23 protein-coding genes are annotated in these 25,005 nt (G+C 69.3%); 4 read left to right on the top strand and 19 right to left on the bottom strand.

Annotation, left to right across the window (positions count from 1 at the left end; all coding sequences use genetic code 11):
• Positions 1-7: 7 nt before the first annotated feature.
• Positions 8-2,143, bottom strand: coding sequence for an HD-GYP domain-containing protein (locus GGD82_RS04110; RefSeq protein ID WP_150060887.1), 2,136 nt, complete (start codon positions 2,141-2,143; stop codon positions 8-10).
• Positions 2,144-2,353: 210 nt separating this feature from the next.
• Between GGD82_RS04110 and GGD82_RS04105 the strand changes: the two genes are divergently transcribed.
• Together GGD82_RS04105 and GGD82_RS04100 are read left to right on the top strand one after the other, a co-directional pair.
• Entirely contained in the window at positions 2,354-3,001 is a 648-nt protein-coding gene (locus tag GGD82_RS04105; protein ID WP_184123286.1) for a transglutaminase-like cysteine peptidase, read from the top strand.
• A gap of 11 nt (positions 3,002-3,012) precedes the next feature.
• Positions 3,013-3,993 (top strand): endonuclease/exonuclease/phosphatase family protein, encoded by a 981-nt coding sequence (locus tag GGD82_RS04100; RefSeq protein WP_150060889.1) that lies wholly within the window; start codon positions 3,013-3,015, stop codon positions 3,991-3,993.
• Positions 3,994-4,007: 14 nt separating this feature from the next.
• Here the strand turns inward: GGD82_RS04100 and GGD82_RS04095 are convergent, their stop codons facing one another.
• The 18 genes from GGD82_RS04095 to GGD82_RS04010 form a co-directional block, all read right to left on the bottom strand.
• Complete coding sequence (locus GGD82_RS04095) at positions 4,008-4,682, bottom strand: peptidoglycan-binding domain-containing protein (protein WP_150060890.1); 675 nt, start codon at positions 4,680-4,682, stop codon at positions 4,008-4,010.
• Between the two features lie 34 nt (positions 4,683-4,716).
• Positions 4,717-6,126, bottom strand: coding sequence for an FAD-binding oxidoreductase (locus tag GGD82_RS04090; protein ID WP_150060891.1), 1,410 nt, complete (start codon positions 6,124-6,126; stop codon positions 4,717-4,719).
• 96 nt (positions 6,127-6,222) lie between these two features.
• A complete protein-coding gene (locus GGD82_RS04085) occupies positions 6,223-7,122 on the bottom strand; it encodes a 50S ribosomal protein L11 methyltransferase (RefSeq protein ID WP_246163690.1) in 900 nt (299 codons plus the stop codon).
• Positions 7,123-7,213: 91 nt separating this feature from the next.
• Positions 7,214-7,693 (bottom strand): flagellar export protein FliJ, encoded by a 480-nt coding sequence (locus tag GGD82_RS04080; RefSeq protein WP_150060892.1) that lies wholly within the window; start codon positions 7,691-7,693, stop codon positions 7,214-7,216.
• Positions 7,694-7,703: 10 nt separating this feature from the next.
• Complete coding sequence (locus GGD82_RS04075) at positions 7,704-8,843, bottom strand: LysM peptidoglycan-binding domain-containing M23 family metallopeptidase (RefSeq protein WP_150060893.1); 1,140 nt, start codon at positions 8,841-8,843, stop codon at positions 7,704-7,706.
• A 73-nt stretch (positions 8,844-8,916) separates the two neighbouring features.
• Positions 8,917-9,600 (bottom strand): protein-L-isoaspartate(D-aspartate) O-methyltransferase, encoded by a 684-nt coding sequence (locus GGD82_RS04070; RefSeq protein ID WP_260178234.1) that lies wholly within the window; start codon positions 9,598-9,600, stop codon positions 8,917-8,919.
• Positions 9,597-10,388 carry a 5'/3'-nucleotidase SurE gene (gene surE / locus GGD82_RS04065; RefSeq protein ID WP_150060894.1) on the bottom strand — a complete coding sequence of 264 codons (792 nt, stop codon included), beginning with the start codon at positions 10,386-10,388 and terminating at the stop codon, positions 9,597-9,599. Before surE ends, GGD82_RS04070 begins: the two co-directional genes overlap by 4 nt.
• Entirely contained in the window at positions 10,381-11,670 is a 1,290-nt protein-coding gene (gene serS / locus GGD82_RS04060; protein ID WP_150060895.1) for a serine--tRNA ligase, read from the bottom strand. The genes surE and serS overlap by 8 nt, the downstream gene beginning before the upstream one ends.
• A gap of 71 nt (positions 11,671-11,741) precedes the next feature.
• A complete protein-coding gene (gene tatC / locus GGD82_RS04055; RefSeq protein ID WP_311731925.1) occupies positions 11,742-12,821 on the bottom strand; it encodes a twin-arginine translocase subunit TatC in 1,080 nt (359 codons plus the stop codon).
• A 3-nt stretch (positions 12,822-12,824) separates the two neighbouring features.
• Positions 12,825-13,304: a Sec-independent protein translocase protein TatB gene (tatB, locus tag GGD82_RS04050; protein ID WP_150060896.1), complete on the bottom strand. Its 480-nt coding sequence runs from the start codon at positions 13,302-13,304 to the stop codon at positions 12,825-12,827.
• Positions 13,305-13,447: 143 nt separating this feature from the next.
• Positions 13,448-13,672 (bottom strand): twin-arginine translocase TatA/TatE family subunit, encoded by a 225-nt coding sequence (locus GGD82_RS04045; RefSeq protein WP_150060897.1) that lies wholly within the window; start codon positions 13,670-13,672, stop codon positions 13,448-13,450.
• 127 nt (positions 13,673-13,799) lie between these two features.
• Positions 13,800-15,839, bottom strand: coding sequence for an FAD-dependent 5-carboxymethylaminomethyl-2-thiouridine(34) oxidoreductase MnmC1 (gene mnmC1, locus GGD82_RS04040; RefSeq protein ID WP_150060898.1), 2,040 nt, complete (start codon positions 15,837-15,839; stop codon positions 13,800-13,802).
• Positions 15,836-16,177 (bottom strand): HNH endonuclease signature motif containing protein, encoded by a 342-nt coding sequence (locus GGD82_RS04035; RefSeq protein WP_150060899.1) that lies wholly within the window; start codon positions 16,175-16,177, stop codon positions 15,836-15,838. Before GGD82_RS04035 ends, mnmC1 begins: the two co-directional genes overlap by 4 nt.
• Positions 16,178-16,226: 49 nt before the next feature.
• Complete coding sequence (locus GGD82_RS04030; RefSeq protein WP_170284137.1) at positions 16,227-18,569, bottom strand: methyl-accepting chemotaxis protein; 2,343 nt, start codon at positions 18,567-18,569, stop codon at positions 16,227-16,229.
• A 449-nt stretch (positions 18,570-19,018) separates the two neighbouring features.
• Positions 19,019-19,726 carry an alpha/beta hydrolase gene (locus tag GGD82_RS04025; protein WP_150060901.1) on the bottom strand — a complete coding sequence of 236 codons (708 nt, stop codon included), beginning with the start codon at positions 19,724-19,726 and terminating at the stop codon, positions 19,019-19,021.
• A gap of 69 nt (positions 19,727-19,795) precedes the next feature.
• Positions 19,796-20,299, bottom strand: coding sequence for a ferritin-like domain-containing protein (locus tag GGD82_RS04020; protein ID WP_150060902.1), 504 nt, complete (start codon positions 20,297-20,299; stop codon positions 19,796-19,798).
• A gap of 51 nt (positions 20,300-20,350) precedes the next feature.
• Positions 20,351-21,175: a 2-oxoacid:ferredoxin oxidoreductase subunit beta gene (locus GGD82_RS04015; RefSeq protein WP_150060903.1), complete on the bottom strand. Its 825-nt coding sequence runs from the start codon at positions 21,173-21,175 to the stop codon at positions 20,351-20,353.
• Between the two features lie 19 nt (positions 21,176-21,194).
• Positions 21,195-22,925, bottom strand: coding sequence for a 2-oxoacid:acceptor oxidoreductase subunit alpha (locus tag GGD82_RS04010; RefSeq protein ID WP_150060904.1), 1,731 nt, complete (start codon positions 22,923-22,925; stop codon positions 21,195-21,197).
• Between the two features lie 421 nt (positions 22,926-23,346).
• On the opposite strand from GGD82_RS04010, the gene GGD82_RS04005 reads away from it, so the two are divergent.
• Positions 23,347-23,595, top strand: coding sequence for a YfhL family 4Fe-4S dicluster ferredoxin (locus GGD82_RS04005; RefSeq protein ID WP_150060905.1), 249 nt, complete (start codon positions 23,347-23,349; stop codon positions 23,593-23,595).
• Between the two features lie 152 nt (positions 23,596-23,747).
• Positions 23,748-24,965 carry a deoxyguanosinetriphosphate triphosphohydrolase gene (locus GGD82_RS04000; RefSeq protein ID WP_150060906.1) on the top strand — a complete coding sequence of 406 codons (1,218 nt, stop codon included), beginning with the start codon at positions 23,748-23,750 and terminating at the stop codon, positions 24,963-24,965.
• The last annotated feature ends 40 nt before the right edge of the window (positions 24,966-25,005 follow it).

The following is a 25,005-nucleotide window of genomic DNA, read 5'->3' as shown; positions in this document are numbered from 1 at the left end:
CGGGCGGTTAGCGTAGGCGTGTTTGTGCCATGTAGGCCCATGTCGTCTTGCCCTCCTTGTTGCTGAGGTAGTTCAGCAGGCTCAGCACGGGGCGCCGGTCGAACCGGGTGCCGACTTCCGACATAAGAATGTCGCCGGCCTCTTCAAAGGACTTGCCGTCCCGGAACGCGCGCGGGCTGATGAGGGCGACAAAGGTGTTGGCGACCGCGACCGCTTGGGCGGAGGCGAGAATATCCCCGCCCATCAAGCCCTGGGGGCGACCGGTGCCGTCCACGCGCTCGTTGATTTGGCGCAGGGTTTCCAGCACCGGGGCCTCGAACGCGATGTCCTTCAGCATGTCGGGGCCGCTGTCCATCGCGGTCCGGATGCGCTCGCGCTCCTCATCGGTCAGATCGCCCTGCTTGACCAGCAGGTCGCGTGGCACACGGATCTTTCCAATATTGACGAGGCGGGCGGCTTGATCGCTGGCTTCGATCTGGGCGTGGTCCAGCCCCATTTCTTCGGCGATGGTGCGGGCGACAGTGGCGACGTAGCGCGACTGGTGCGCCGAGTCCGGATCGCGCTCATCGACCAGCCCCACCAGCGTTTCGATGAGCTGAACGGTGTTCTGTTCCCGCCGGGTGCGTTCCTGAAACAGCTCGGACAGGTCGTCGATGGAGGTCAGCACGCCCCGCGTGCCGTCGTCGTCGAGCGTCAGGGGGCAATGGTAGGAGCGCCAGACGATATCCCGGTCGTCCTCGTCGCGGAACACGTTGGTCTCGGTGCGGACTTCGCCATCCTCCAGCACCTCGCGGTTGATCTCGGCGTAGACGTCGCCGATGTCGCGCCCCAGCATGGCGATGAGCGACCGGCCCTTCAGCTCCGCCTTGGGCACGCCCATGATCTCGGCCGCGCGTCGGTTGCCGAACGTCAGGACATTCTGCCCCGTGGCCACGAACAGCGGCGACGGCTGGCTGTCGGAGACGACGTCCAGAAAGGCCGAGAGGGCTTCGAACTTCTGCGATGAGGCCCTGAACCGCGCGGCGGCGTCGCTGGCGCGGACCGAGGTGCCGTAGCGCCAGACCGCGACCAGGGCTGCGCCCATCAGGGTTACCGTCAGGATCAGCACCACGACCAGCGTGGTGCGGCGGGCGTCGGCGGCGGCCAGGGCTTCGGCGCGGGCGATGCGGTGCACCAGCACCCAGTCGGTGCCGGATATGGGGCGGCTGACGGCGAAACTCTCGGTCGCGGCGTAGTCGCGCCCGACATGGAACCGGCCCGGATCCGCCAGGGCCTCCGCGTCGATCAGGTCCGCCGTGTTGATCGCCAGCGATTTTTCGAGCGGCCGGCTGCCGTCCAGCAGAGGCGTCAGGTATTCAATGGCATTGCCTCGGCGTCGGATCAGGTAGGTTTCGGCGGTGGTCGCCGTGGCCCCAGGTTGTTCCAGGGTGGCGAAGAAGGGCGCGCCGACGGGGCGCAGGCCGACCACGCGGGCCACCACGTCCGTCTGCGTTCCCGTGCCCTCCTGCGAGAACACCGGCACCGTGAAGCCGAGCCGGAGCAAGCCGTGGGGGCTGCGTTCCAGGTCGATCAGGCCGGCCTCGGTCGCCGGCAACGCGCCCAGCGCGGCCATGACCGACCCGCGCACCGGGGGCATGTCCGGCGTGGCCGCGATCAATGCGGTGCCGTCCGGCGAGACCAGGGCCAACCCCGCCTCCCCGGTGCGCCGCACGTTGGCTGGCAGCGCGGCGGCTCCCCCGTCGGTTGGGGCAAATCCGCTCCGCTCGGCGGTTGCCGTCAAAAGGGTGCGCAGGTAGGTTTCCTGCGCGAACACCTCGTCCGGCGTCTCCGCCGCCCCGTCGTTGAGCTGGATGACCGTGATATAGAGCTGGACCGACTGGTTCTCGGCCAGACCGCGCAGCACCGAATACTGCTGATCCAGCCAGGTCATGACCGCTTGCGTCCGGCTGTCCGCGACGACGTTGAGACGACTTTGCGCCATGTGGCGGTCGCGTTGCCGTTCGGATTGCGCGAACAGCAGCACAAGCGCAAGGCCGCCCGCCATGAGCACCATCAGGCCGGCCAAGGCGAGGCGAACCCGCAGCCGGACCGCCCGTTCATGTTTGGCCAGAGAAGACTCGGATGGCGAACCAGAGGCAGTCATGCGATGGGTCTCCCCCTGTGCGTTGGCCCCCGTTTCAATGTGGTCCCATCGTCCGGATCCAGGGCGCGGCGCGTGGTACCGTTCCGACCTGGCCACTCGTCAGGGGTCCATTCGCGTGTGGTTGAACGCGTTGCTCAGACGTACCATACCCAAGGAGCCCGATCCACGGTTCGATCCGTATGCCGTCCGCCGCTCCGTCGGGAGACATTAATGGGTTCCATGACTTTGGTCCGGTTCGTTCTTGTGTGTGCCGTGATGCTGGCGGTCGGTGCCGCCGGGAGTGTGCCTGCCCAGGCGGGGGGTGATCGTGTTTTCGGGCAGGACGGGCGCATGATGCGCAGTTTCCGGCCGATCCCGCAATGGCGGACCCTTATGCTGCGGTATCAGGAAGAGGAGCGGCGGAACGCCCGCTGCGCGGCCGCGGGCGGCGGATCGTGTCCCTACACGGAGTGGCAAGGGGTCATCGCGCGGTTGCGTGGCAAGGATCCCATGACCCAGCTTCGGGAAATCAACCGCTTTGCCAATCACTGGCAGTACATCACGGATCCCGTGAATTGGGGGCAGCCGGACTATTGGGCGACCCCAGGCGAGTTTTTCGCGAAAGCCGGCGACTGCGAGGATTATGCAATCGTCAAGTTTATGAGCCTGCGCGCGCTCGGGTTTGCCAACGCGGACCTAAAACTCGTCGCCGTTCAGGACTTGAACCTGCGTATCGGACATGCCGTCACGATTGTGTCGCTTGGCGGCCGGGACTACCTTCTGGACAACCAGATTACGCAGGTAATTGACAGCTCTTCTGTGCGTCATTACAAGCCCGTTTTCGCCGCCAACGAAGAGGTCTGGTGGCTTTACCGCTGAAGGATGTCGGCATGGCGGATCGCTCGCCCGCGGGAGGGGTTGACCGCGCGCTTGTGGCCGCGCTGGGCCTGATCGCCGTGATCTCTCCTCTGGTGGCGCTGTCGTGGCGGTTCTGGCTTGCCGAGATCCCGCTCACGCTGTTGCCGATCCTGGTGGCGCTGGCCGTGCTTCTGGCGGCCTGGCTGGCGGCGCTGCGGCATGGGTTCGCAGCGCTGTTGTTCCTGGCGTTCGGCGTCGTGGATCTGGGCGTGATGCTGGGGGCGGTGGGGCCGCCGACATTGTCCGCCGCGTCCGAGGTGCCGTGTGCCCGTCCGCTGCGCGTGGCGAGCCTGAACGTGCTGTTCTCAACCGGGAACTGGGCCTCGCAGGAGGCGTATCTCCGCAACGGTGGGTTCGATGTGGTCCTGTTGCAGGAGATTTTTGCCGACGGCTATTGGCTGGGACGGCTGCGGGCCCTGAGTGAGACCTATCCGTACTTGATGACGCATCGTGGCTCGGATTCGGCCATTCTCAGCACCCGGCCCTTGCGCGCGCTTCCACCGCGCCTGCAGAACGCCACGGCGTTGACCACGCCCATCCTTGGGAACGTTCCGGTCGCGGCGATGGTCGCTGTTGGCGACCGCGAGGTCCTGGTGGTCTCCGCCCACATGCCCAGCCCGAAAACACCGGACGCATATGCCGGCCGATCCCTGGCTCTGCACCATCTGGCGGCGCTGATCACGACGGCCGAGGGTCCGGCGATCGTTGCCGGTGATTTCAACGGTGTGGCATGGTCGCCCCGGATCGCGGCGTTTCGCGAGGCGGCCGGGCTATCCATGCTCGACTGGGGGCCGCTGCCCATTGCGACACGTCCGGCGTGGCTGCCGGTGCTGGGCGCGCAGATCGACTACGTCCTGCCGACGGCGAGCGATTTTACAGGGGTACAACGGGCCGGGCCGGACGTCGGCTCCGACCATAGGCCGTTGGAAGCCGATCTTTGCCCGCGTTTCTGACGGCGCCGGTCCCGCTACCGCACCAGACCGAGCGCCACCGCGCTGCCCACGCGCAGCCGGCAGAACGGTTCGACGAACACGAAATCCGACATCCACAGATCGCTGAACACATAGTTTCCGTCCAGCAGCGCTTCGATCGGCGGCGCCTCCCCGGCGTCCGTGTTGCCCTGGGCATCCTGATGGACCATGTCCATCATGAAGGGGCGCGGCCGGGCGGGATCGGCCTCGTCGGGAAACCGGGCCGTGCCGCAGACATGCACATAGGACCACTCCAGGCCGTAGTCCTGGAAGCGGAAGGAGAATGCCTCCACGTCCCGCAGACTGGACCAGTCGGGCTCCAGGCCGCGCACCTTGAAGCCCTGGCGCAGGGCGGCCCGCAGGCTGCGGCCGACGCCGACCGCGCGCGGGCGCTGGAGAATACGCAGAATGGATAGGGTGCGGTCGTCCGCCTGTCCCGTCTGCGGCAGGCCATTGCGCGCCTGAAAGGCCTGCAACGCGGCCTCGGTCTGGGCGCCCCGGTCGCCGTCCAGCCCGCCGTCGTAGTCGCCGGCCTCCCGGAGAAGGTACTGGACCGCCAGGGTCGTCATGTCGGCCCGGGCGTCGCCTACGAACCCGGCCCATAGTCCCCCGGCCCACAGTCCGACGCCAAGCAGGAGGGCCAGGACCACTCGTCGTGCCGCGCTGTGCATGAGTCGCCTCGTCCGCTCCCGGCCGGGTCCGCCGCTACCGGTGGACGATCTTGCCGGGGTTCATGATGTCGTCCGGGTCCAGCGCCTGTTTGACGGCGCGCATGATGGCGAGCCCCTCGGGACCATGCTCGGCCTCCAGGAAGGCCATCTTGCCGTAGCCGATACCGTGCTCGCCGGTGCAGGTGCCTTCCATCGAAAGGGCCCGTTCGACGATGCGGTCGTTGAGCGCGCGCGCCTCGGCGATCTCGTCCGCGTTGTCGGGATCGACCATGAACAGGACGTGGAAGTTGCCATCGCCGACATGGCCGACGATGGCCGTCAGCACCGAGGAGGCCGCGCAGTCGGCGGCCGTCGCCTCGACGCAGTCCGCGAGGCGTGAGATCGGCACGCACACGTCGGATGAGAACCCCTTGGATCCCGGCTTGAGGGCGAGGCTGGCGTAATAGGCATTGTGCCGCGCCTGCCAGAGGCGGTTCCGCTCCTCCAGCGTGTCGGCCCATGCGAATTCGTGGCCGCCGTTTTCGGCGGCGATGGCCTGCACCATCTCCACTTGCTCGCGGGCAAACGCCTCGGTGCCGTGGAACTCCAGGAACAGGGTCGGGGCGAGGGCGTAGTTCGTGCCCGAATAGGCGTTGACTGCCCGCATCTGGTTGGCGTCCAGGAACTCGATTCGGGCCATCGGCACGGCGCTCTGGATGGTCTGGATCACCGTATCCACCGCCGCCGTCAGGGTCGGGAACGGGCACACGGCCGACAGAATGCACTCCGGAATGCCGTGCAGGCGTAGAGTGACCTCGGTGATGACGCCCAGGGTGCCCTCGCTGCCCACGAACAGCCGGGTCAGGTCGTAGCCGGCCGCCGACTTGCGCGCCCGCCGGGCCGTGCGCACCACGCGGCCGTCCGCCGTGACGACCGTCAGGGCCAGCACCGCCTCGCGCATGGTGCCGTAGCGCACGGCGTTGGTGCCCGACGCCCGGGTGGCGGCCATGCCGCCGATCGATGCGTCGGCCCCGGGGTCGATGGGGAAGAACAGGCCGGTGTCGCGGAGGTATTCGTTGAGCTGCTTGCGGGTCACGCCGGCCTGGACGGTACAGTCCATGTCCTCCGGCCGCACCTCTACGATGGCGTTCATCCGCGAGAGGTCGATGCAGATGCCGCCACGTACGGCCGCGATGTGCCCCTCCAGCGAGGTCCCGGTGCCGAAGGGGATAATCGGCACCCGGTGCGCCGCGCACGTGCGGACGATGGCCGCGACCTCGTCCGTGCTGGTCGCGAAGGCCACGGCGTCCGGCGGCATGGGGTCGTGATAGCTCTCGTCGCGGCCATGCTGCTCGCGCACCGCCGCGCTGGTGCTCAAGCGGTCCCCCAGCCAGGGGCGCAGCGCCTCCAGGACGGCCTCCAGCGCGTCGGGAGAGGTCGGAACGGCGTGCGGCACTGCGGTCATGAGCGGCGAGTCCTGCGCTGTGTTTCGTGTGGGGCGGTTACCGCCCGTTGAGGGGATCTGAGCCCGCCGCGTCCCGGCGGCAAGAGGGGAGCGGGATCAGGCGTGCTCCGGTCGGCCCATGACCAGTGTGACCCACTCCTCGATCGGATAGCGGCGGATCAGCGCCAGCCCCTGCGTGCGGTAGGCGTTGGCGACCCGCGGTTCCTGGGCCCGCAGCAGGCCGGACAGGACGATGCGGCCCCCCGGCGCCAGAACCCGAGCCGCGTCCGGGGCCATGCGGGCCAGCGGGCGGGCCAGGATGTTGGCCAGGATCAGATCGTACGGGCCGCCGGCGTGCACGCGCCGGTCACGGTAGCCGTCGGAGCGCAGACAGCGCACAAAGCGCGACAGGCCGTTGATGCGCACATTTTCCCGCGCCACACGCACGGCCTCGGCGTCCAGATCCGCCGCCAGCACCGGGCGGCGCCACTGGGCGGCGGCGGCCAGGGCGAGCACGGCGGTGCCGCAGCCCATGTCCAGGATGCGTTCGGGCCGCCGGCTCCGGTCCTTCGCCAGGGTGTCGAGGGCCATCAGGCAGCCGTGGGTGGTCGGATGCTCGCCAGAGCCGAACGCGGTCGCCGCGTCCACGGTCAGGCAGTGGCGGCCGACCGGGGGCGGCTCCGTGACGTGCGAGCCGCGAATGTGGAAGCGCCCGATGTCGAGCGGCGGGAAGGTCAGCAGGTTCTCCGCCACCCAGTCGCGCGGTCCCAGCCGCTCCACCGACACCGACGGCTCGCCGATGCCGGCCGCGCGGGCCGCGAGGGCGATGGTCAAGGACAGGGCGTCCGCATCGGGGGCCGATTGGCTCAGACCTTCCAGGCGCCAGGACCCTTTCAGGGGGCCGACCTCCTCGATCTCGAAGCACATGAGCGCATCGCACGTGCTGTCCAAGCCAGCTTCGAACGTCGGTACGGCCGCCGCCGGCACCACCATCTCGATCCGCCATACATCCGCCAACGGGGTGTCTCCTGTCCTGATCCTGTCGTGTGGGGACCCGTCCTATACGATCCGCGCGCCGTGCGCGACGAGGATTCGCCGCGCCGGCCGGTCAGAACGAGCCGGTGATGTCGGGTCCCCCCGGCGGGCTCTGATCGGCCTCGTCGTCCTCGGCCGTCCGGCGGCGGTGCATCTCCAGCCCGATGTCGTCGAGCACGGCCTGTTCCTTGCGCGCCCGTTCCGCCGCCGCCTTGCGGTCCCGGGCCTCCTGGGCCAGTTCGTAGGTCTTGCGCTGCCGGAACAGATCGGCCAGCGCGTCGCGCACCTCCGTGATCTCGTCGCGCACCTCGGTCAGGGCGGCTGCGACCTGCTGCTTGCGGGTGCTGTGCGCCGACAGGAACGAGGCAAAGGTGAACGCCGCTTCGGGATGGTCGTCCGCGGTCTTCGATTCCCGCGCAAGCTGGGCGTCGAGGTCGCGGTCCCGGGCCATCAGTTCGTCCTCGCGCCGCTGAAGCGCGCCGATCTGACGGCGCAACTCGTCGATCTCCATCGTGGCAAGGCGGATGACCGCGTGCAGATCGCCCTTGGCCATGGCGGGTCCGTTACGACGTGCCGGGCGGGACGAGATGGTCCCGCGGATCGACCGGCCGTGTGCCCTGGCGGATCTCGAAGTGAATTTGCGGGCGATCCACGTTGCCGGTGCGGCCGGAGCGGGCAATGACCTGTCCGCGCTCAACGACCTGTCCGCGCCGGACGTCCAGGCGGGAGGCTTGTCCGTAGGCGGTGGTCCAGTTCTCGGCATGCCGAATCAGGATGAGGTTGCCGAAGCCCTGAAGCTCGTTGCCGGCGTACACCACCACGCCGTTGTCGGCGGCGCGGATCGGTGTGCCCTCGGGCACCGCGATGTTGAGGCCATCGTTATGTTGGCCGGTGTCGTTCGGTCCGAATTCCGTGATGACGGTGCCCTCGACCGGCCAGTGGAACAGCGAGCCGGCGCGGGGCGGCGGCGCGTTCCCCGGGACGGCATCGCGCGCAACGGCGGCGGACGGCATGGGGGGCGGCGGCGGCGGTTCGGCGGCCGGGGAGGCTGTGGGCGGCGGGGTCGGGGTTGGACTCGGCGCGGGTGTCGGTGACGCCGACCGACCCGGCGTCGGGTCCAGAAGCGGGACCGGGTCAGCGGGGACGGTCGTCGTCGGCGAGGCCGGCGCCGTGCTTTGAGGTGGCGGTGCGCCAAGCGGCGTTCGTGCGATCACCGTCGGGGCTGCGGCGGCTGGCGTCTCGGGGTGGTCCAGCGGGACCACCAGGGATTCGCCAACCCGGATCACATAGGGCGGCGCCAGTCCGTTGGCGTTGGCGATGGCCGACACCGGCGGGCCGTAGAGGCGCGACAGGGCGTACAGGGTTTCCCCGGGGGCGACCACGTGCACCCGCTGCGGCGGCAGGCTCAGAACCTGCCCAGGCTGCAGGATGAACGGCGGCGCCAGGTCGTTGGCGACGATGATGGCTCGGGTGGGAACCCCGAGGCGGCGGGAGATGGCGTAGACCGTGTCCCCCGGGACCACGGTGACCTGCCGGGCCTGGGTGGGATCGCCCTGGAAGCGCGTTGGCGCGCTGGCCGTGGGGTAGGGGGTGCCGTAGGGCGTGTCGCGCCAGCCCCGGGTACATCCGGACGTGGCAAGCCCCGCCGAAGCCAGGGCGGCGGCGGCAAGAACGACGGGCAGAAGACGGGGTGCGCGGGCCATGAGACGACTATACAGGCGACGCCCGGCCACAACCAGACCACCGTGGCGTTATACGGGCTTGCGGTCGCAGGGTCTAAAAGCTGGCGCCATTGGCGCCGCGTTCCGACTCGCCCAGCCCACCCAACAACGGTACGAACCGCACCGCCAGCAAACGCTCCGTGGCGAGACGGTGGCTCTTGCGGCGCACCCGCATGACCCACTGCTTGTTCTCGTCGCCGACGGGCAGCACCATCACCCCGCCGTCGTCGAGCTGGTCGGTCAGGCTTTCCGGAATCTGGCGCGCCGCCGCCGTGACCAGGATGCGGGTGAACGGCGCCTGGGCCGGCCACCCCTTCATGCCGTCGCCGTGGCGGGTCACGACGTTACTGAGGCCGATCTGGCGGAACCGCGCCTCCGCCCGGTCCAGCAGGGGCCGATGCCGCTCCACCGTGTACACCCGGCGGGCCACCCGCGACAGAATCGCGGCTTGATAGCCCGACCCGGTGCCGATCTCCAGCACCTTGTCGCGCAGGCCCAGCTCCAGGTACTGCGTCATCAGGCCGACCACGAGCGGCTGGCTGATGGTCTGCCCGCATTCGATCGGTAGCGCGCGGTTGTCGTAGGCGTGCTCCTGGAAAGGGTCGGAGACGAACACCTCGCGCGGCACGGTTTCCAGGGCGGACAGCACCCGGGTATCGGTGACCCCCGCCAGCCGCAGATCCATCAGCAACCGGATCTTGTGACTGTGTGGGGAGCCGTCGTCGTCGCCGGCACTCAAAAGGCGGTCTCCATCTCGGCCAGGGTGCCCTCGTCCGTTAGGTCGATGCACAGCGGCGTGACCGCGACATGGTTGGCGGCCACCGCGTGCAGGTCGGTGTCGGCGCCCTCCAGGTCTGTGATCTGCTCGACTCCGATCCAGACATAGGGGCGGCCGCGCGGGTCCACCCGCTCCACAAGGTTTTCGGAAAACCGGCTGGAGCCGACCCGCTTGCCCTGGCGCGCCACCCGCACGCCCTGGAGCTGCTCCGGGGCACAGTCCGGAAAATTGACGTTGATCAGCACGTTGCGGTTCCAGCGCACCGCGCAGGCGCGTCGGATGACGTCGGGCGCGATCGCCTCGGCCGTGTCCCAGGGGATGGCGTCGGGATCCGCGAACGGCAACGACAGGGCAAGGGACCGGATGCCCAAAAGCGTGCCCTCCATCGCCACGGCCACGGTGCCGGAGTAAGTGATGTCCTCCCCCATGTTGCCACCGCGATTGATGCCCGACAGGACGAGATCCGGCCGCCGGTCGCCCGTGAACAGCTTCACGCCCAGCAGCACGCAGTCCGTCGGCGTACCCCGGACCGCGACATGGCGCGGCCCCCGCTGATGATAGCGGATCGGGTCGTGCAGCGTCAGCGAATGGCCGGCGCCGCTCTGTTCGGTTTCCGGCGCTACCACCCAGACGTCGTCCGACAGGGTCCGTGCGATGCGCTCCAGCACCTTGATGCCTGGGGCGTCCAGGCCGTCGTCGTTGGAGACCAGAATGCGGGCGCGCGACAGATCGGGGAGCGGCTCAAACATCGGCACGCAGACGGTCAAGGCCGCCCATGTAGGGCCGCAGGGCTTCGGGCACGGTCACCGAGCCGTCTGCGTTCTGGTAGTTCTCCAGCACGGCGACCAGGGTGCGGCCGACGGCGAGGCCGGAGCCGTTCAGGGTGTGCACGGGCGCGGTTCCTTTAGCCTTGCCGCCGTCGGGTGGCACGGGCCGGAAGCGGGCGTCCATCCGGCGGGCCTGGAAGGCGCCGACGTTGGAGCACGACGAAATCTCGCGGTAGCGGCCCTGGGCCGGCAGCCAGACCTCGAGGTCGTGCGTGCGGTGGGAGGCGAATCCCAAGTCCCCCGTGCACAGGGCCACGGTGCGGAAGGGCAGGCCGAGGCGTTTCAGCACCGCCTCGGCGCAGGCGGTCTTGCGGTCCAACTCCTCGCGGGACCGGTCCGGGTGCACGATGCTGACCAGCTCCACCTTCTCGAACTGGTGCATGCGGATCATGCCGCGCGTGTCCTTGCCGGCCGAGCCGGCCTCGGAGCGGAAGCACTGCGTGAACGCGGTGAAGCGCAGGGGCAGGGCCGCCTCCTCCAGAATCTGCCCGCTCACCATGTTGGTCAGCGTCACCTCGGCGGTGGGGATCAGCCAGAAGCCGCCCTCCACCTTGAACAGGTCCTCGGCGAACTTGGGCAGTTGGGCGGTGCCGAACAGAGCCTCGTCGCGCACCAGGGCCGGCGTGTTGACCTCGCGGTAGCCATGCTCCGTGGTGTGCAGCTCCAGCATGAACTGCACCAGCGCGCGCTCCAGCCGGGCGATCTGGTCCTTCAGGATGACGAAGCGCGCGCCGGACAGGCGCCCGGCGGTCTCGAAATCCATGCCCAGCGGGGCGCCCAGATCGACGTGATCCTTGGGCTCGAAGTCGAAGGCGCGCGGCTCGCCCCAGCGTCGGATCTCGACGTTGTGATCCTCGTCCGGGCCGTCCGGCACGTCGGCGTCCGGTAGGTTGGGGATCGCCGCCAACCGGTCCTGAAGCTCCACATCGACAGCAGCGTTGTCGGCATCCAGCTCGGCGATGCGCGCCTTGATGGTGGCGACCTCCTCCATCTGGGCGGAGGCATCCCGGCCCTCGCGCTTGAGCTTGCCGATCGCCTTGGACGCCTCGTTGCGGCGGGACTGAAGGGCGTTCAGCTCGCTTTGCGACGCGCGGCGCCGCTCGTCCAGGGCCATCAGGAGCGGCGACACGGGCTCCAGCCCCCGGCGTGCCAGCCCCGCGTCGAAGGCCTCCGGGTTGTCGCGGATCCACTTGATGTCATGCATCGACCAATACCATCCGTTCGCTTGCTGTTCGGGTGCCCCCGGGGTGTGTGGGGGGCCGGTCCGGCGCGCCTTTAGCGGCCCGTGTTGAAGTCGGTGTCCGGGGGGCCGTCGTCCTCGTCCCCCTCATCGCCCTGGTCCGCCTCCGCCTCGGGGCCGGGGCCGCTCCGGGTGTCGGAGCGCGCCGGGGAGGCGGAGGTGGGAGCCGAGGCGGGGGCCGCCGATCCGGCCGCGCCCGTCGCTTCGGGGGCCGGGTTCCGGCGGGACGATCCACCGTCCGCTCCGCCTTTGGGACCACCCTTGGGACCCCCCGTGGGACCATCGTCGTCGGGGCCGTCATCGTCGTCGTCGAGGTCGTCGAGATCGTCGTCCTCACCATTGCGCTCGGCGCGGCGCTTTTCGACCAGACGGCAGGACCAGATCGACCCCTCGTACAGCAGAATGAGCGGCACCGCGAGCCCGACCTGACTGATGATGTCGGGTGGCGTGACCACGGCCGCCAGAACGAAGACGCCGACGATGGCGTACTTGCGGGCCGCCGACAGGGTCTTGGATGTCAGCATGCCCACCCGGGCCATCAGGGTCAGCGCCACCGGCATCTGGAAGCACAGGCCGAACGCCAGGATCAGCTTCATGACGAGGCCGAGGTATTCGCCAACCTTGGCCTCCAGTTCGATCGGCAGCACGGTCTCCGCGCCGGTGGTCTGGAACCCCAGCAGGAAGCGCCACGCCAGCGGCATGACCATGTAGTAGACGAGCGACGCCCCCATCAGGAACAGCACCGGAGAGGCGAGCAGGAACGGCAGCAGCGCCTTCTTCTCGTGCTTGTACAGACCCGGCGCGATGAACAGCCAGATCTGCGTCGCGATGATGGGGAAGGTGATGATGGCGGCGCCGAACGCCGCGACCTTCACGTAGGTGAAAAAGGCTTCCGTCAGCGCGGTGTAGATCATGCGCTGGCTGCCGCCGACCTCGTGCATGATGTCGGCGAGCGGTTGCACCAGGAAGTCGTAGATGTGCTGGGCGAGGCCGTAGCACGCGAAGAACGCGATCAGGAACGCCAGGACGGACCAGAGCAGGCGCGTGCGCAGCTCGGTCAGATGCTCCACCAGCGACATTTTGTTGTCGTCGGGGTCGTCGCTGTAGGTGGCCACCGGTCAGTCCTCGTCGGTCCGTGTTTTTGCGGTCGTTGTTTTTGGTGTCGTTTCTGGGCCGACCGTGGATCCGGCCTGGGCGGGGCTGGATGCTGGATCAGCCGCCGTCGCGGCCGGACCCGTGGGGTCGACGCCCTCGCCGTGGTCCAACGTCTCGCGCGCTGGCGTCGCGGTCCGACGACGGCCGCCGTCCCGGCCAATGTCGTTCAGCTCGCGCGTGACGGTGCCGTCCGGATCGACCATTTTGTTGATCGACTGGCCGATGTTGGTGCGCCGGGCCTTCTTGATGCCGTCGCGGACATCGTCCAGTTCCGCCTCGCGTATCACATCGTCGATATGGCCCTGGAATTCGCGCGCCAGCCCGCGCAAACGCCGCGTCCATTGTCCCATGGTGCGCAGCACCTTGGGGAGGTCCTTGGGGCCAATGACCACGAGAGCGATCACGGCAATGACCGCGAGTTCGGTCCAACCGAAATCAAGCATCGGAGAGCACGCCTAATTCATGGGAAGCGCACACGCACACTGGCGCACGCGCGACGAACCACGAGCGGAGCCGGGGGAGGGGCGTGTCCGGTTCCCGCAAGCCGGCCATCGCGTGGCCGGCGGCGCGGGTCCGGTTCTGCGGCCTAGCTGCGGACGGTCTCGTCGGTCTTTTTCTCGTTGGCGTTGCCGCCTTCGATCGTCTTGCCGGAAGTGGACTCGGTCTCGTCGTCGTCGTCCGCCATGCCCTTCTTGAACGCCTTGACGCCCTTCGCGACGTCGCCCATCAGGCGCGGAATTTTGCCCGCCCCGAACAGGAGCAGGACGACGACCAGAACGATGATCCAGTGCCAAATGCTAAAAGTACCCATCCGTCAACAACTCCTCGGGTGATCGAGCCCCGCGCGCCGGTGCCGGGGCCGCGCCCGGCCGGGGGGCGGCGCGCCGGTACCATGCACCAAGAGGCGCGCTCGGGAAAGTCCCGCGTGTCGCTACCCGTCAGGGCGGTACGACCCGACCCCGGATAAGGGCACGCGCGGTGAAGCGCGCCGGATGAACGGCAGCGGCCAGGGTCGGGGGCAGCGGTCCTGGCGTGCCGGTGATCTGTGCGGCGATCCCGTCTGCCATCATAGGCGCCAGCAGCAAGCCGTGCGACCCCAGGCCGCATAGCGTGTAGAGACCGGGCGGTCCGTCCGTGCCGGGTGGGTCCTGGACCCGCCGCCCGGGGCGCCGGCCGTGGCGCAGGGCCTCGCCATGCTGGCGTGCCAGGGTTTCGGCATCGAACAGGGGGCCGGCCAGGGGTAAATGGTCCGGGGTGGTGGCGCGCAGTCCGGCCAGCGCGCCTTCGGTTGGTTCCTCGGCGAGGGCGTCGGCCAGCGCCGGCCAGTCGGTCGCCAGGGTCGCGCGCAACCTCTCGTCGTCCTGCGGGCGCGGGGCGTAGGGATCGCCCGCGTCCGCGCGCCAGGGCACCTGCGTGGCGCCCAGGATACGTCGCCACCCGCCGGCGCCATCCGACACCGGTGGCGTGGCATAGATCGGCCCGGAGACCGCGACGCGGGGGGGCGCGTCGGGACCGGCCGCGCGCAGCAGGCTGATCTGGCCCCGGGTCGGGCGCAGCGGCAGGCGCGCGGCGGGCCACAGGCGGGCGGTATCGGTGGCGGCGGTGATCACAACCGCGTCGGCTTCCAGAATCGGGCGGCCGTCCGGGGCGCGCAGGATCCAATCGCTGCTGTCGCGCGGCTCCAGCCGGTCGACCACCGCCGTCCGCACGGGGGTGTCGGCCAGCAGCGCGGTCAGCACGGCCGTCGGCGCCAGACAGCCGCCCCGGGGGTGCCAAAGCGCCGATTCGGTGGGGGGCGCCACCCCACCCAGGCGGGTTGCGGCGTCCCGTGCGTCCAGGGCCTCCAGCCAGTCCGGCGGCCAGCCCATGCGGGCCACCACCGCCGCCCGCCAGGCGTCGTCGCGGCGCGCCCGGTCCACGGCCATCACACCCCGTGGGCCGCGCCAGGGGTCCTCGCCCTCCCGGGCCAGCCGGTCATACAGGGCGATGGCGGTAGGGGCCGCGACCGCGTGCAGATCGGCCACGGGGGAGGCCTCTTTCTCCAGGCGCGGCTCCAGCAGGCCAAGCAGACCGGCGGGCCGGCTGTCGCGCGGATGGCCGCGCGCGTCGACAACGGTCACCGGACCGGCGCCGCGCCGCCGCAAGGCCTCCGCCACCGCGCACCCGGCCAGCCCGGCCCCGATGATCGCCACGCGCGCGCCCACCGGGGCGGGGCTGGGAGGCGCGGCCCAGGGGACGGTGGGCGGCGGTGTCCCGGCCGGTCCCTGGAACGTCGCCCGCAGGCACTCCCGCTTGTCGGCGAAGCCGGGTGCGCGACGCACCGCGAATCCCGCCGCTTCCAGTCCGCGCCGGACCGAGCCGGCGGCGGTGTAGGTGGCGAGGCGGGCGCCGGGGCGGCTGAGCCGGGCGACCTCCGCGTACACCGCCGGGCTCCACAGATCCGGATTGCGCGCGGGCGCGAACCCGTCCAGCGCCCAGGCGTCCACGGGGCCAGTCAGGGCGGGCAGGGCTTCGTCCGCCCGGCCGAGGGCGAGAGTCAGCGTTACCCGGTGATCGAGCGCGCGGACATGCAGGCCGGGCTCCGGTGGTGGCCACGCGGCCAGCAGGGTCGCGGCGAGATCCGCCAGGTCCGGAAACCGGGCCAAGGCACGTGCGGCCTCGTCGGGGCGCAGCGGCCAGCCCTCCACCGAGACCCAGTGCGGGCGCGCGTCCGGCGGTGCGGTGCGGCGCCAGAGGTCCCAAGTGGCCAGGAGGTTCAGGCCGGTTCCGAACCCCGTCTCGGCGATCGTGAACGGCCCCGGCCGGTCCCAGACGGCGGGCGCGCCGATGCCGTCGAGCAGGACATGCCGGGCCTCGCCCAGGGCGTCGGCGGCGGACGCGAACCCGTCGTCGACATCCAGGCTGCGCGGTGTGCCGTCGGGGTCCCAGGCCAGACGGGGCCGGCCGATGGTCCAGGCGCGTGAGACGGCGGCCGTCATCGGCGGGTCCGGGTCCGCCTGCGGTGGCCGCTTTGGGGGCGGGGCGCGGGGTCCTCGGTGCGGGCGACGAATTCGGGCGGCTGTTTGCGGACCCAGGCCAGGAACCGGGCCATGGCGGGATCGGTGCGGAGGGCGTCGGGGGTGTTCATCGTGCGGGCGAGCGTGGCGGAGTCGAACCGGCGGTGGATCATGCGGTGACAGACGCGGTGCACGGGCGCGCTGTCGCGCCCGCCTCGCGACCGGGGGATCCAATGGTGCCACTCCACGCTCGGCCCGTCGACCATCGGTCGCCCGCACAGGGGGCAGGGGCCGAGCGCGCGGCCGGGTGGGGCTGTCACGCCGGCCCGTCCGCCGCGCTGGCATGCAGAGAGGGGAGCGTGCGGGCGGTCACGACACGGCCTCCCGCTCCGCCCCCTCCATCGCCTCGATGGCCGTGGACATGTCGGTCAGCAGGCGAATCACGTCATGGCTCGCGGTCTGTAGACAATCCATGGCTTCCAGCGCTCCGTCCCCGTCGCCGACGCTCGCCTTATGCACGGCCTCCTTGCCGCAGTTGTGAACCTGCCGATGCGGCGCTTCCAGGGCTGCGAAGGCGGGATGGGCCTTCAGGCGCGCGTCGGTGATTTGCGCGTACCACCGCCCCAGGCGACACGTCAGGTGGTCCGGCAGATCCCGTTCCGCCAACGGCACGCGACCCGTCACGGCGTCCAGGACCCGCTTCTTGAACATGATGTGGTCGTTCTTGGCGATCTCGACCAGCACGATCGGTCCGCCATGCCCTGCGAACGCGGCCACATGCGCGTTGAGCGCCGTGGTTGCCCGTTCCATGGCGATCAGGGCTTCCTTGACCTCGTCGCTGTTGCGCTGGGACAGCGATGCGATGGACGTGGTGCCCTCGGCGATTTCGTTGGTCGCCTTCGTCTGCTGGCCGAGAATGGAGGCGATATCGTGCATCCGGGTGGTGACGGTGCTGATGCTGCTGGCGATGGTCTGCAACTGGGTGCCCATGTCGGTGACGACGCCCCGGCCATCCTGGACGGCGGACGCGCCGTTTTCCATGGCGTGGATGATGGAGGCCATCTCGTCGCGAAGGGTGTCGATCCGCCCCCGGATATCCTCTGTCGCGCGCGCGGTCTGATTGGCGAGCGACTTGACCTGGTTGGCGACCACGGCAAAGCCCTTGCCGGCGTCGCCAGCGCGCGCGGCCTCGATGGTGGCGTTCAGCGCCAGCAGGTTGGTCTGGTCGGCGATCTCTTCGATCTGGCGGACGATGTCGCCGATTTGGGAGGACGCATCGGCCAGGATATCGACCCGCTGGCTGGCCGCGCTGACGGCGCTGTGAATGCCTTCCATGGTGTCGACGGCGCGGGTCGCGCCCGACACGCCATCACCGGCGGCGCCGCGCGCGCCTTCGGCCTCGCTGGCGGCGTTGTCGGACGATTCGGAGATCTCGCGGGTTGCGGCCACCATCTCCTCGACCGCCGAGGCCATGGCCTGGGACTGCTCGGTCGCCACGTCGACGTCGCGCATCATGTGGATCAGGGCCACAATCGCCTCGTTCGCTTCCACCGTCGCCGCGACGACGCCCCGCAGGACCTTCCGTGACTGACGCTCCAGGTCATCGCGCTGGGCGTTGACGCGCTCCAGATACGCCGCCTGCTCGTTTTCGGTTTCGTGCAGCTTCAGCGTCTGGGCCCGGAAGTCATGGAGGGCCTGGATCACGCGCGCGGTCTCGCCGTGGCCCCGGGCTTTCGGCAGGTCGACCGAGAAGTCCTTTTGTGCGAAGCGGCTCAGGGCGTCCGAGGCCAACCGCAGGGTTCCCCCGATCCCGCGCGCGATCACGAAGCCGGCCATCAGCGCCACGGCCAGGGTCACCAGCGAGGCGATCACGGCCCGCGCGCGGGCGTCCGCGATCTGGGCGAGGTAGGGGGACGAATCCAGCGCAATCACGGCCACCCCGATGGTCTTGCCCTCGTAGTCCGGGATCGGCGCGGCAATGACCGCCTCTTCGTGATCGGCGCCCTGCGCTTGATAGACCTGGATGCCATCCTGCAGGGCGGCGCGAAGCCGGCCTTCATCGGCGGGGGCTTCGGATGTGGCGGCAAAGGTGTCCCAGCGCCCGCCCGGTTTGCGCAGGTACAGGGCAACATCGACGCCATGGTCGCGCGCGAAGGTATCGAAAAACGCCGGGCCGAAGGACAGTCCGACCTCCACGGAGCCGACGGGTTGGCCGTTGTACTCGACCGGGGTCACGCCCCGCATGCCAAGCCCGGCGACGCCGAGTTCCAGGCCGTGAATCGGGGTTCGGTCGGTGTTGGCCTGAACCACGGTCCGCCGGAAGCTCGACAGGTCGTCGCCGAACGTTTCCGGTTTGTGGACGCGCAGGAACGAGGTCGCCGGGGGCCGATGGAACTGGAACTGCCGGACGCCGAAGGTGTCGCGAAGGTGGGCGAACGCCCCCTGGTACTGCGCCAGCAGGGCGTCGCGATCCCCCTCCGCCAGGGCGGCCTGGGTTGCTGGCGTTTGTGCCACGAGAGTGGCCAGGGCCAGGGCTTTCTCACCTTCGGCATTCAATTCCTGGCGCAGCGTATCCAGCAGCCCGTGAAGGTGGCGGTGTTGAGCTTCGGTCGTCAGGTCTTCCATGAACACTGTAAAGACCAGCGCTATCGCGACGGCTGAAACCAGAGAAAACGCGCCAAGGGCCACCATCAACCGCGCAACGATGCTCATCCGAAATCTCCCCCCCCTTCCCGTGGCGGCGTTTGCGATGCTGTCGCCACGATCCATCCCTGAGACAACGGTATTCGCGGAAGGATTGAACGACCAGACGGAAAACATGAATTTCCGTTATCAACGGGGGCGGTAGCGGCACGGCGGGAGACCCGGCGCGCTGCGTCTTCGTCGCAACGGCGGTCCTGCGGGCGCGGCGGGCGGCTATAGCGTTGAAAAAAGCAATTTTTCGATAGGGGCGGGCGGGTCGGGCCGACCGGAGTGCCGGCCGGCGTCAACGTGGATCGGCCGGTCCGTCGGGCGGCGGACCCTTTCGTCCGCCGACGACCAAAGAGCCCGATGTGGGCGGCGTTGGCGCCCTAACGTTGTGTCGGTCCGGACCGCATTGTCCCCCTCGGTCCGGGTGCGCTCCGCGTGTCGCCAAGACTCGGGCGACGGGCGCGGTGCCGTCAGGAAAAGGCGCGCCGCAACGTCTCGCGCGCGATCGTGATGCCGGCGTCGTCGATGCCGTGCTCCAGCCCGGGGCGGGCATGGGTGTCGACGGTCAGGCCAGCCTCGGCCAGGGCGCTTTGCGCGTGCGCCATGGCCGCGAACGGCACGACGGGGTCCTGCTTGCCGTGGATCAGCGTGATCGGCGGGCGGGCGGTGACCGCGCCCGGCAGGGCCGACGCGCCGGGCAGCGCGCCGGAGAAGCCGACGACCGCTGCCATGGGCGTGGCGCGGCGCAGGGCGACATGCAGGGCCATCATGGTGCCCTGGGAAAACCCGACCAGAGCCAGGGCGTCCGCACCAAGACCGTACTGCGCCAAGAGGGCGTCGAGGGTCGCGTTCAGGGCCGGGGCGACGCTGTCGGCGCCAGCCCCCATCATGTCGAGGGCCGGGACGAGATTGGCCGCGTCGCGCCGCCACATCTCGGGATCGTACTGGGTGAAGCTGAACCACTGCCGGCCGAAGGGCATGACCTCGCAGGCGTCGGGCGCATGCGGGGCGTGAAACACCGCGTCCGGCAGGTCGGCGGCCAGATGTGGCGCCAGGGCGATCAGGTCGTTTCCGTCGGCACCATAGCCGTGCAGCAGAACCACGAGCTGACGCGGCACGCCGCCCGAGGCGGGCCGGGCGGAGGGACCGTCAAGCGTGGGCGGCGGGGCGTCGGTCATGCGGCGGGCTCCTTCGTCGTCGGGCCGATCGCGCAGGGATCGCGGCCGGCCGGTGTCGTTACGCTGCGGTCAGTCTACAGACACGGGGGGATCCATATCCTCGTCCCAGTCGGCGGGGGGCGCGGGGTAGCGGGTCAGCATCGTCTCCAGCATCGCCACGTGCTCCGCTTCTTCCTCCGCGAATTCCAGGGCCAGTTCCCGGATGCGCGGATCGGTGTGCGTCAGGGCCAGCCCTTCATAGAACGCATGCCCGCGCTTCTCGCTGTCCAGCGCCATGACCAGGGCATGGTGCGGGGTCATCAGGTAATGGGTGGCATCCATGGCCGGCGTTTCCGGGGGTTCCCGGTCCGGCCACTTGTATTCCCAGGGCTTGAAGCGCGGCAATTCCTTGTTTTCGGCCAGCTTCTGGGCTTCGGCCAAATGCAGACGGGAGTAATGCGCCATCTTGCGAAACAGGTCTGTGACCTCGTGGTTCTGATGCACGTCCAGCGCATCGGCCATGTCGTCGAACCGGACGGCCGAATCCTCCTCCAGGGCGACGGCGTGGGCGATGAACTCTTCGAGGCTGTCCATAGGCGGGGGCACTCCTGCGGCGGCGCCCCCGGACAGGGGCGCCGGGTCGGATCAGATGGCGAACTGACGGCCGAGCGCCGAGATCGGCTCGCTGGCCGCCGTGGTGGGACGGAACGGCGCGGACGGGCTCTTTAGCAGGATGCCCGTGCTGAACCCGTCGTCGTCCAGCAGGCGCAGGAACGCAGCCTTCCGGTCCGTTTCCGGCTCGGTGAACTCGGCGTGGACGAGCGTGCGCCATTCCTTCTGTTCGGGGCGGTACGTGACACAGGGGCTGAGCACGTGGATGAACGAAAAGCCCGGATGTGCGATGGCGGCGCAGATCTGGCGGGTCATTTCCAGCGGATCCCCGGCGAACGCCCGCGCGATGAAGGTGGCGCCGGCCGACAGGGCCATTTCGAGTGGCCGGAACGGCGCCAGGCCCGGGCCCTCGGGCGTCAGCTTGGATCCGGTCCAGGTCGACTCCGTCGTCGGCGAGGCCTGTCCCTTGGTCATGCCGTACACGCTGTTGTCCATGACGATATAGGTCATGTCGACGTTGCGCCGACACGCGTGGACGAAATGATTGCCGCCGATGGAGAACCCGTCCCCATCGCCACCCGCGACCAGCACCGTCAGGTCCGGGCGGGCCAGCTTCAGGCCCGTGGCCACCGGCAGGGCGCGCCCGTGTACCGCGTGGAAGCCGTACAGGGTCGAGTACGCCGGCAGCCGGGACGAACAGCCGATGCCCGAGATCAGGGCGACGGTGTGCGGATCGAGGTCCAGTTCGGCGAGGGACCGGGTCACGCTGGCCAGAACCGAGTAATCCCCGCACCCCGGGCACCAGACCGGCTTCAGGTCCGACTTGTAGTCCTGGGGCTTCTTGACGACCGCATCCATGTCACGTTCCTTTCTGATCTTACCGGGCAAGAATACGGTTCAGGATCTCACCAGGACGCAGCCCCAGGGGGCCGGGTCGGTGCAGGGCCTCGACGCGGCCGGGCAGGTCCATGCGCGCCCGCAGGTGGCGCAGGAACTGACCTTCATGGTTCTGCTCGACGACCAGCACGCGGGACACGCCGGCCAGGGCATAGGACAGCTGATCCACCGGCAAAGGGTCGATGAGGCGCACGGCGATCAGGCGCACGGACACGCCCTGTTCACGGGCGCGGGCCATGGCCTCGCGCGCGACCTCGGCCGTTGAGCCCCAGGTGATGATGGCTACATCCGCGTCCCCGTCGCCGTCCACCAGCGCCCAGTGATCGCCGTAGTCGAACGACTCGATCTTGCGGCGCCGTTTCTCGAGCTGGTCGGTGTGGTGTGTGGTCTGGGTGGACGGGTGGCCGAACTCGTCGTGCTCCAGGCCATCGGCCGTGTAGGCGCCGCCTTCCGTGCCCGGCAGGGCCATCGGCGACACGCCGTCCGCGGTCAGAGCATAGCGCCGGTAGGGCACGGCCTCTGCGGCGTTCGTGGCCTCGGCGACCTTCCGGCGCCCGACGAAGGCCAACTCCGCCGGCTTGTCGATGATCGTGCGCGACTGGCCGAGCATCTGGTCCGACAGCACGATGACGCAGGTCTGCATCGCCTCGGCCAAGTGGACGCTCCACTGGGTCGTAAACAGGCAGTCGGCGATCGACAACGGGGCCGTCACGATATGGGGCGCGTCGCCGTGCAGGCCGTTGACCGCGATGTTGAGGTCGACCTGCTCGGACTTGGTCGGAATGCCGGTGGACGGGCCGCCGCGCTGGACGTCGACGACGACGACCGGGGTTTCCGAGGCCACGGCCAGGCCGAGGCTCTCCATCATCAGAGCCAGACCGGGCCCGGACGTCGCGGTGAGGGAAGGAACCCCGCCGAAACTGGAGCCGATGATCATATTGATCGAGGCCAATTCGTCCTCGCACTGGACCAGACTGCCGCCGACCTTGGGCAGGTTCGGCGCCAGCCACTCCAGAATGTCGGTGGCCGGCGTGATCGGATAGGCCGCGCAGAACCGCACACCGCCCTGGATGGCGCCCACGCCGGCGGCGTCGTTGCCCGTGATGGACCAGCGCTCCGTGGTGGGCGGCGTGGCCGCATGCAGCCGGGGCACATGCTCCAGGCCCTCGGCGGCGGCCGCGCCGGCGTCCAGGGCCGCCCGGCTGGCCTCCAGCGCGGCTTCCCCCTTGCCGTGAAGCTGGATCGCCAACCGTTCCATCAGGTACTCGTGATCCAGCCCGATCAGGGTCGCGACCAGACCCAGCGCCACCATGTTGACGCGGCCGCCCGGCACCTTCTTCGCCAGATCGAAGAACGGCACGGCCGCGACATGCGGCTGGCTGGTCAGCATGATGTCCGGCACCGGGCCGGCGTGGGGGTCGGCGACGATCAGGCCGCCGGGATTGATCGGCAGTTCGTCGCGGAACCGCTCAATATTGCCCCAGTCGAACGCGACCAGGATATCGTATCCGTCATCGGGGCTTTGAACCGAACGTGTCGCCAGCCGCAACAGCGCGGCAGACTCGCCCCCGCGAATCTGTGGGCCGAGGGTTCGACCCATGAGGCCGTGGTATCCCGCCTTGGCGGCAGCGTCCAACAGGATCTGGCCAGCCGTCATCACACCTGCACCGCCACTTCCCGTCAGTGCGATGGAGACCGAGGTGAGCGCCATTGGACTTGCTCCAGCATGTTTCCGTCGTCATGGGGCCGTGTATCGGGTCCGTATGGCACGCGCGCCAGAGAGTCGATGACAGACCAACATGAAAGCCTGCGGTATAGCCCCGTTTCGCGGCGGATATCAATGGACACGTCCGTGCCGTGTGGCCAGGACCGGCGGATTGGTACCCGCAATGGGGAGGATCGCCATGGGCATTGATCCGTGTCAATGCGGTCCGGGGCGTTTCCCGATAGCGGAACAGATCCGTTCACGCTCAGAACGGAACGTTGTGTCGTGTCGCCGGGGCCGTTGCACTGGCGGTACGATTTGACATAGCGTTGCGAGTAGCCGGCTGTCTTGTCGCCGGCTCCGCGAAAGGTCTCGGCGCCTTAGGCGCAGTGAGGCACACGAACACATAACCGGGACACGGAACACCATGGCGCTGAAGATTACCGACCAGTGCATCAACTGCGATGCCTGCCCCGCCGAATGCCCCAATGAAGCCATTGCGGCCGGCTCTATCATCTACGAAATCAATCATGAGCGGTGCACGGAGTGCGTCGGCCATTTCGACGAGCCCCAGTGCATGGCGGTCTGCCCGGTCGAATGCATCGTGAAGGACCCGGCGCACGCGGAAACCCCGGCGCAGCTTCAGGCGAAGTACGAGCGTCTCCAGGCGGCCTAAGGGCCGCCAGAACGCCGCGAGGCCGGAGCGGCGGCCGGACCGGGGGAAGGGCCCGGTCCGGCGCGGATCCGGCTTCGTCGCTGGGGGGGACATCGGCGGCCCGGTCCGCCGGCCGTTGCCTCGCTGACGGTCGGCGGGTATAGGGTGCTTCCATGACACCTTGGACCGCCGTTCCCCTTCCGCCGCCGCCACCACCCTTGGTCCTGGCCGCCTGCGCCAGCGACCCCGTCCGCACGCGCGGTCGTCTGGTGCCCGAAGCCGAGTCCGCGACCCGGACCGCATTCCAGCGCGACCGGGACCGCATTATTCACTGCGGCGCCTTCCGGCGGCTGCAATACAAGACCCAGGTGTTCGTCTACCACGAAGGCGAAAACTACCGCACCCGGCTGACCCACAGCTTGGAGGTGGCGCAGATCGCGCGCTCGATCGCCCGCGTGCTCGGATTGAACGAGGACTTGGCCGAGGCGTTGGCGCTCGCCCATGATCTGGGCCACACCTGCTTCGGCCATGCGGGGGAGATGGCGCTGAAGGCCTGTATGGCGCCCCACCGGGGGTTCGACCACAACGCCCAGAGCCTGCGCATCCTGACCAAGCTGGAGCACCGCTACGCCGCGTTCGACGGGCTCAACCTGACCTGGGAGAGCCTGGAAGGGCTGGTCAAGCACAATGGGCCGCTGACCGGACCGGGAAACACGGAGCCTCTGCCGCTGGCGATCCAGGAGTACGCCGGGACGCACGACCTGGAACTGAACACCTACGCCGGACCGGAAGCCCAGGTGGCGGCGCTGTCGGACGACATCGCGTACAACGCCCACGACATCGACGATGGCTTGCGGGCGGGTCTGTTCACCGAGGATGACCTGCGCGACGTCCCCCTGGCCGGACCGGTGTTCGCGGCGGTCGCGGCGAAGCATCCCGGCTTGGACCGCGGCCGGCTGATTCATGAGTCCGTGCGTCGGATCATCAACGCCATGGTCGCCGACCTGTGCGCCGAGGCGGCGCGCCGGTTCGAGGAGGACCGCCCGGGGTCGGTGGACGATGTGCGCGCCATGGGCCGGCCGCTGGTAGCGTTCTCCGACGCCATGCGCACCCACGATCAGGGGTTCAAGGCGTTCCTGTTTCCCAATATGTACCGGCATCATCGGGTCAACCGCATGACCAGCAAGGCGCGGCGGGTCGTCCGCGATCTGTTCGACCTTCTGCTGGCCGAACCGATCCTTCTGCCGAGCGGCTGGGCCGAGCGGGCGCGCGCCGCCGAGGACGACACCACAAAGCGTGCGCGCGTGGTGGCGGACTACATCGCCGGCATGACCGACCGCTTCGCGTTGGACGAACACGCCCGCCTCTTCGATCCGACCGTTAAGCCCTGAGCCGGATTGTCTGCCGCCTGCCTTCCTGGTCCCTCTCGTA

This window comes from Roseospira marina (assembly GCF_014197855.1).
GTDB lineage: Bacteria > Pseudomonadota > Alphaproteobacteria > Rhodospirillales > Rhodospirillaceae > Rhodospira > Rhodospira marina.
This window is presented reverse-complemented; position numbering and strand designations above follow the sequence as displayed.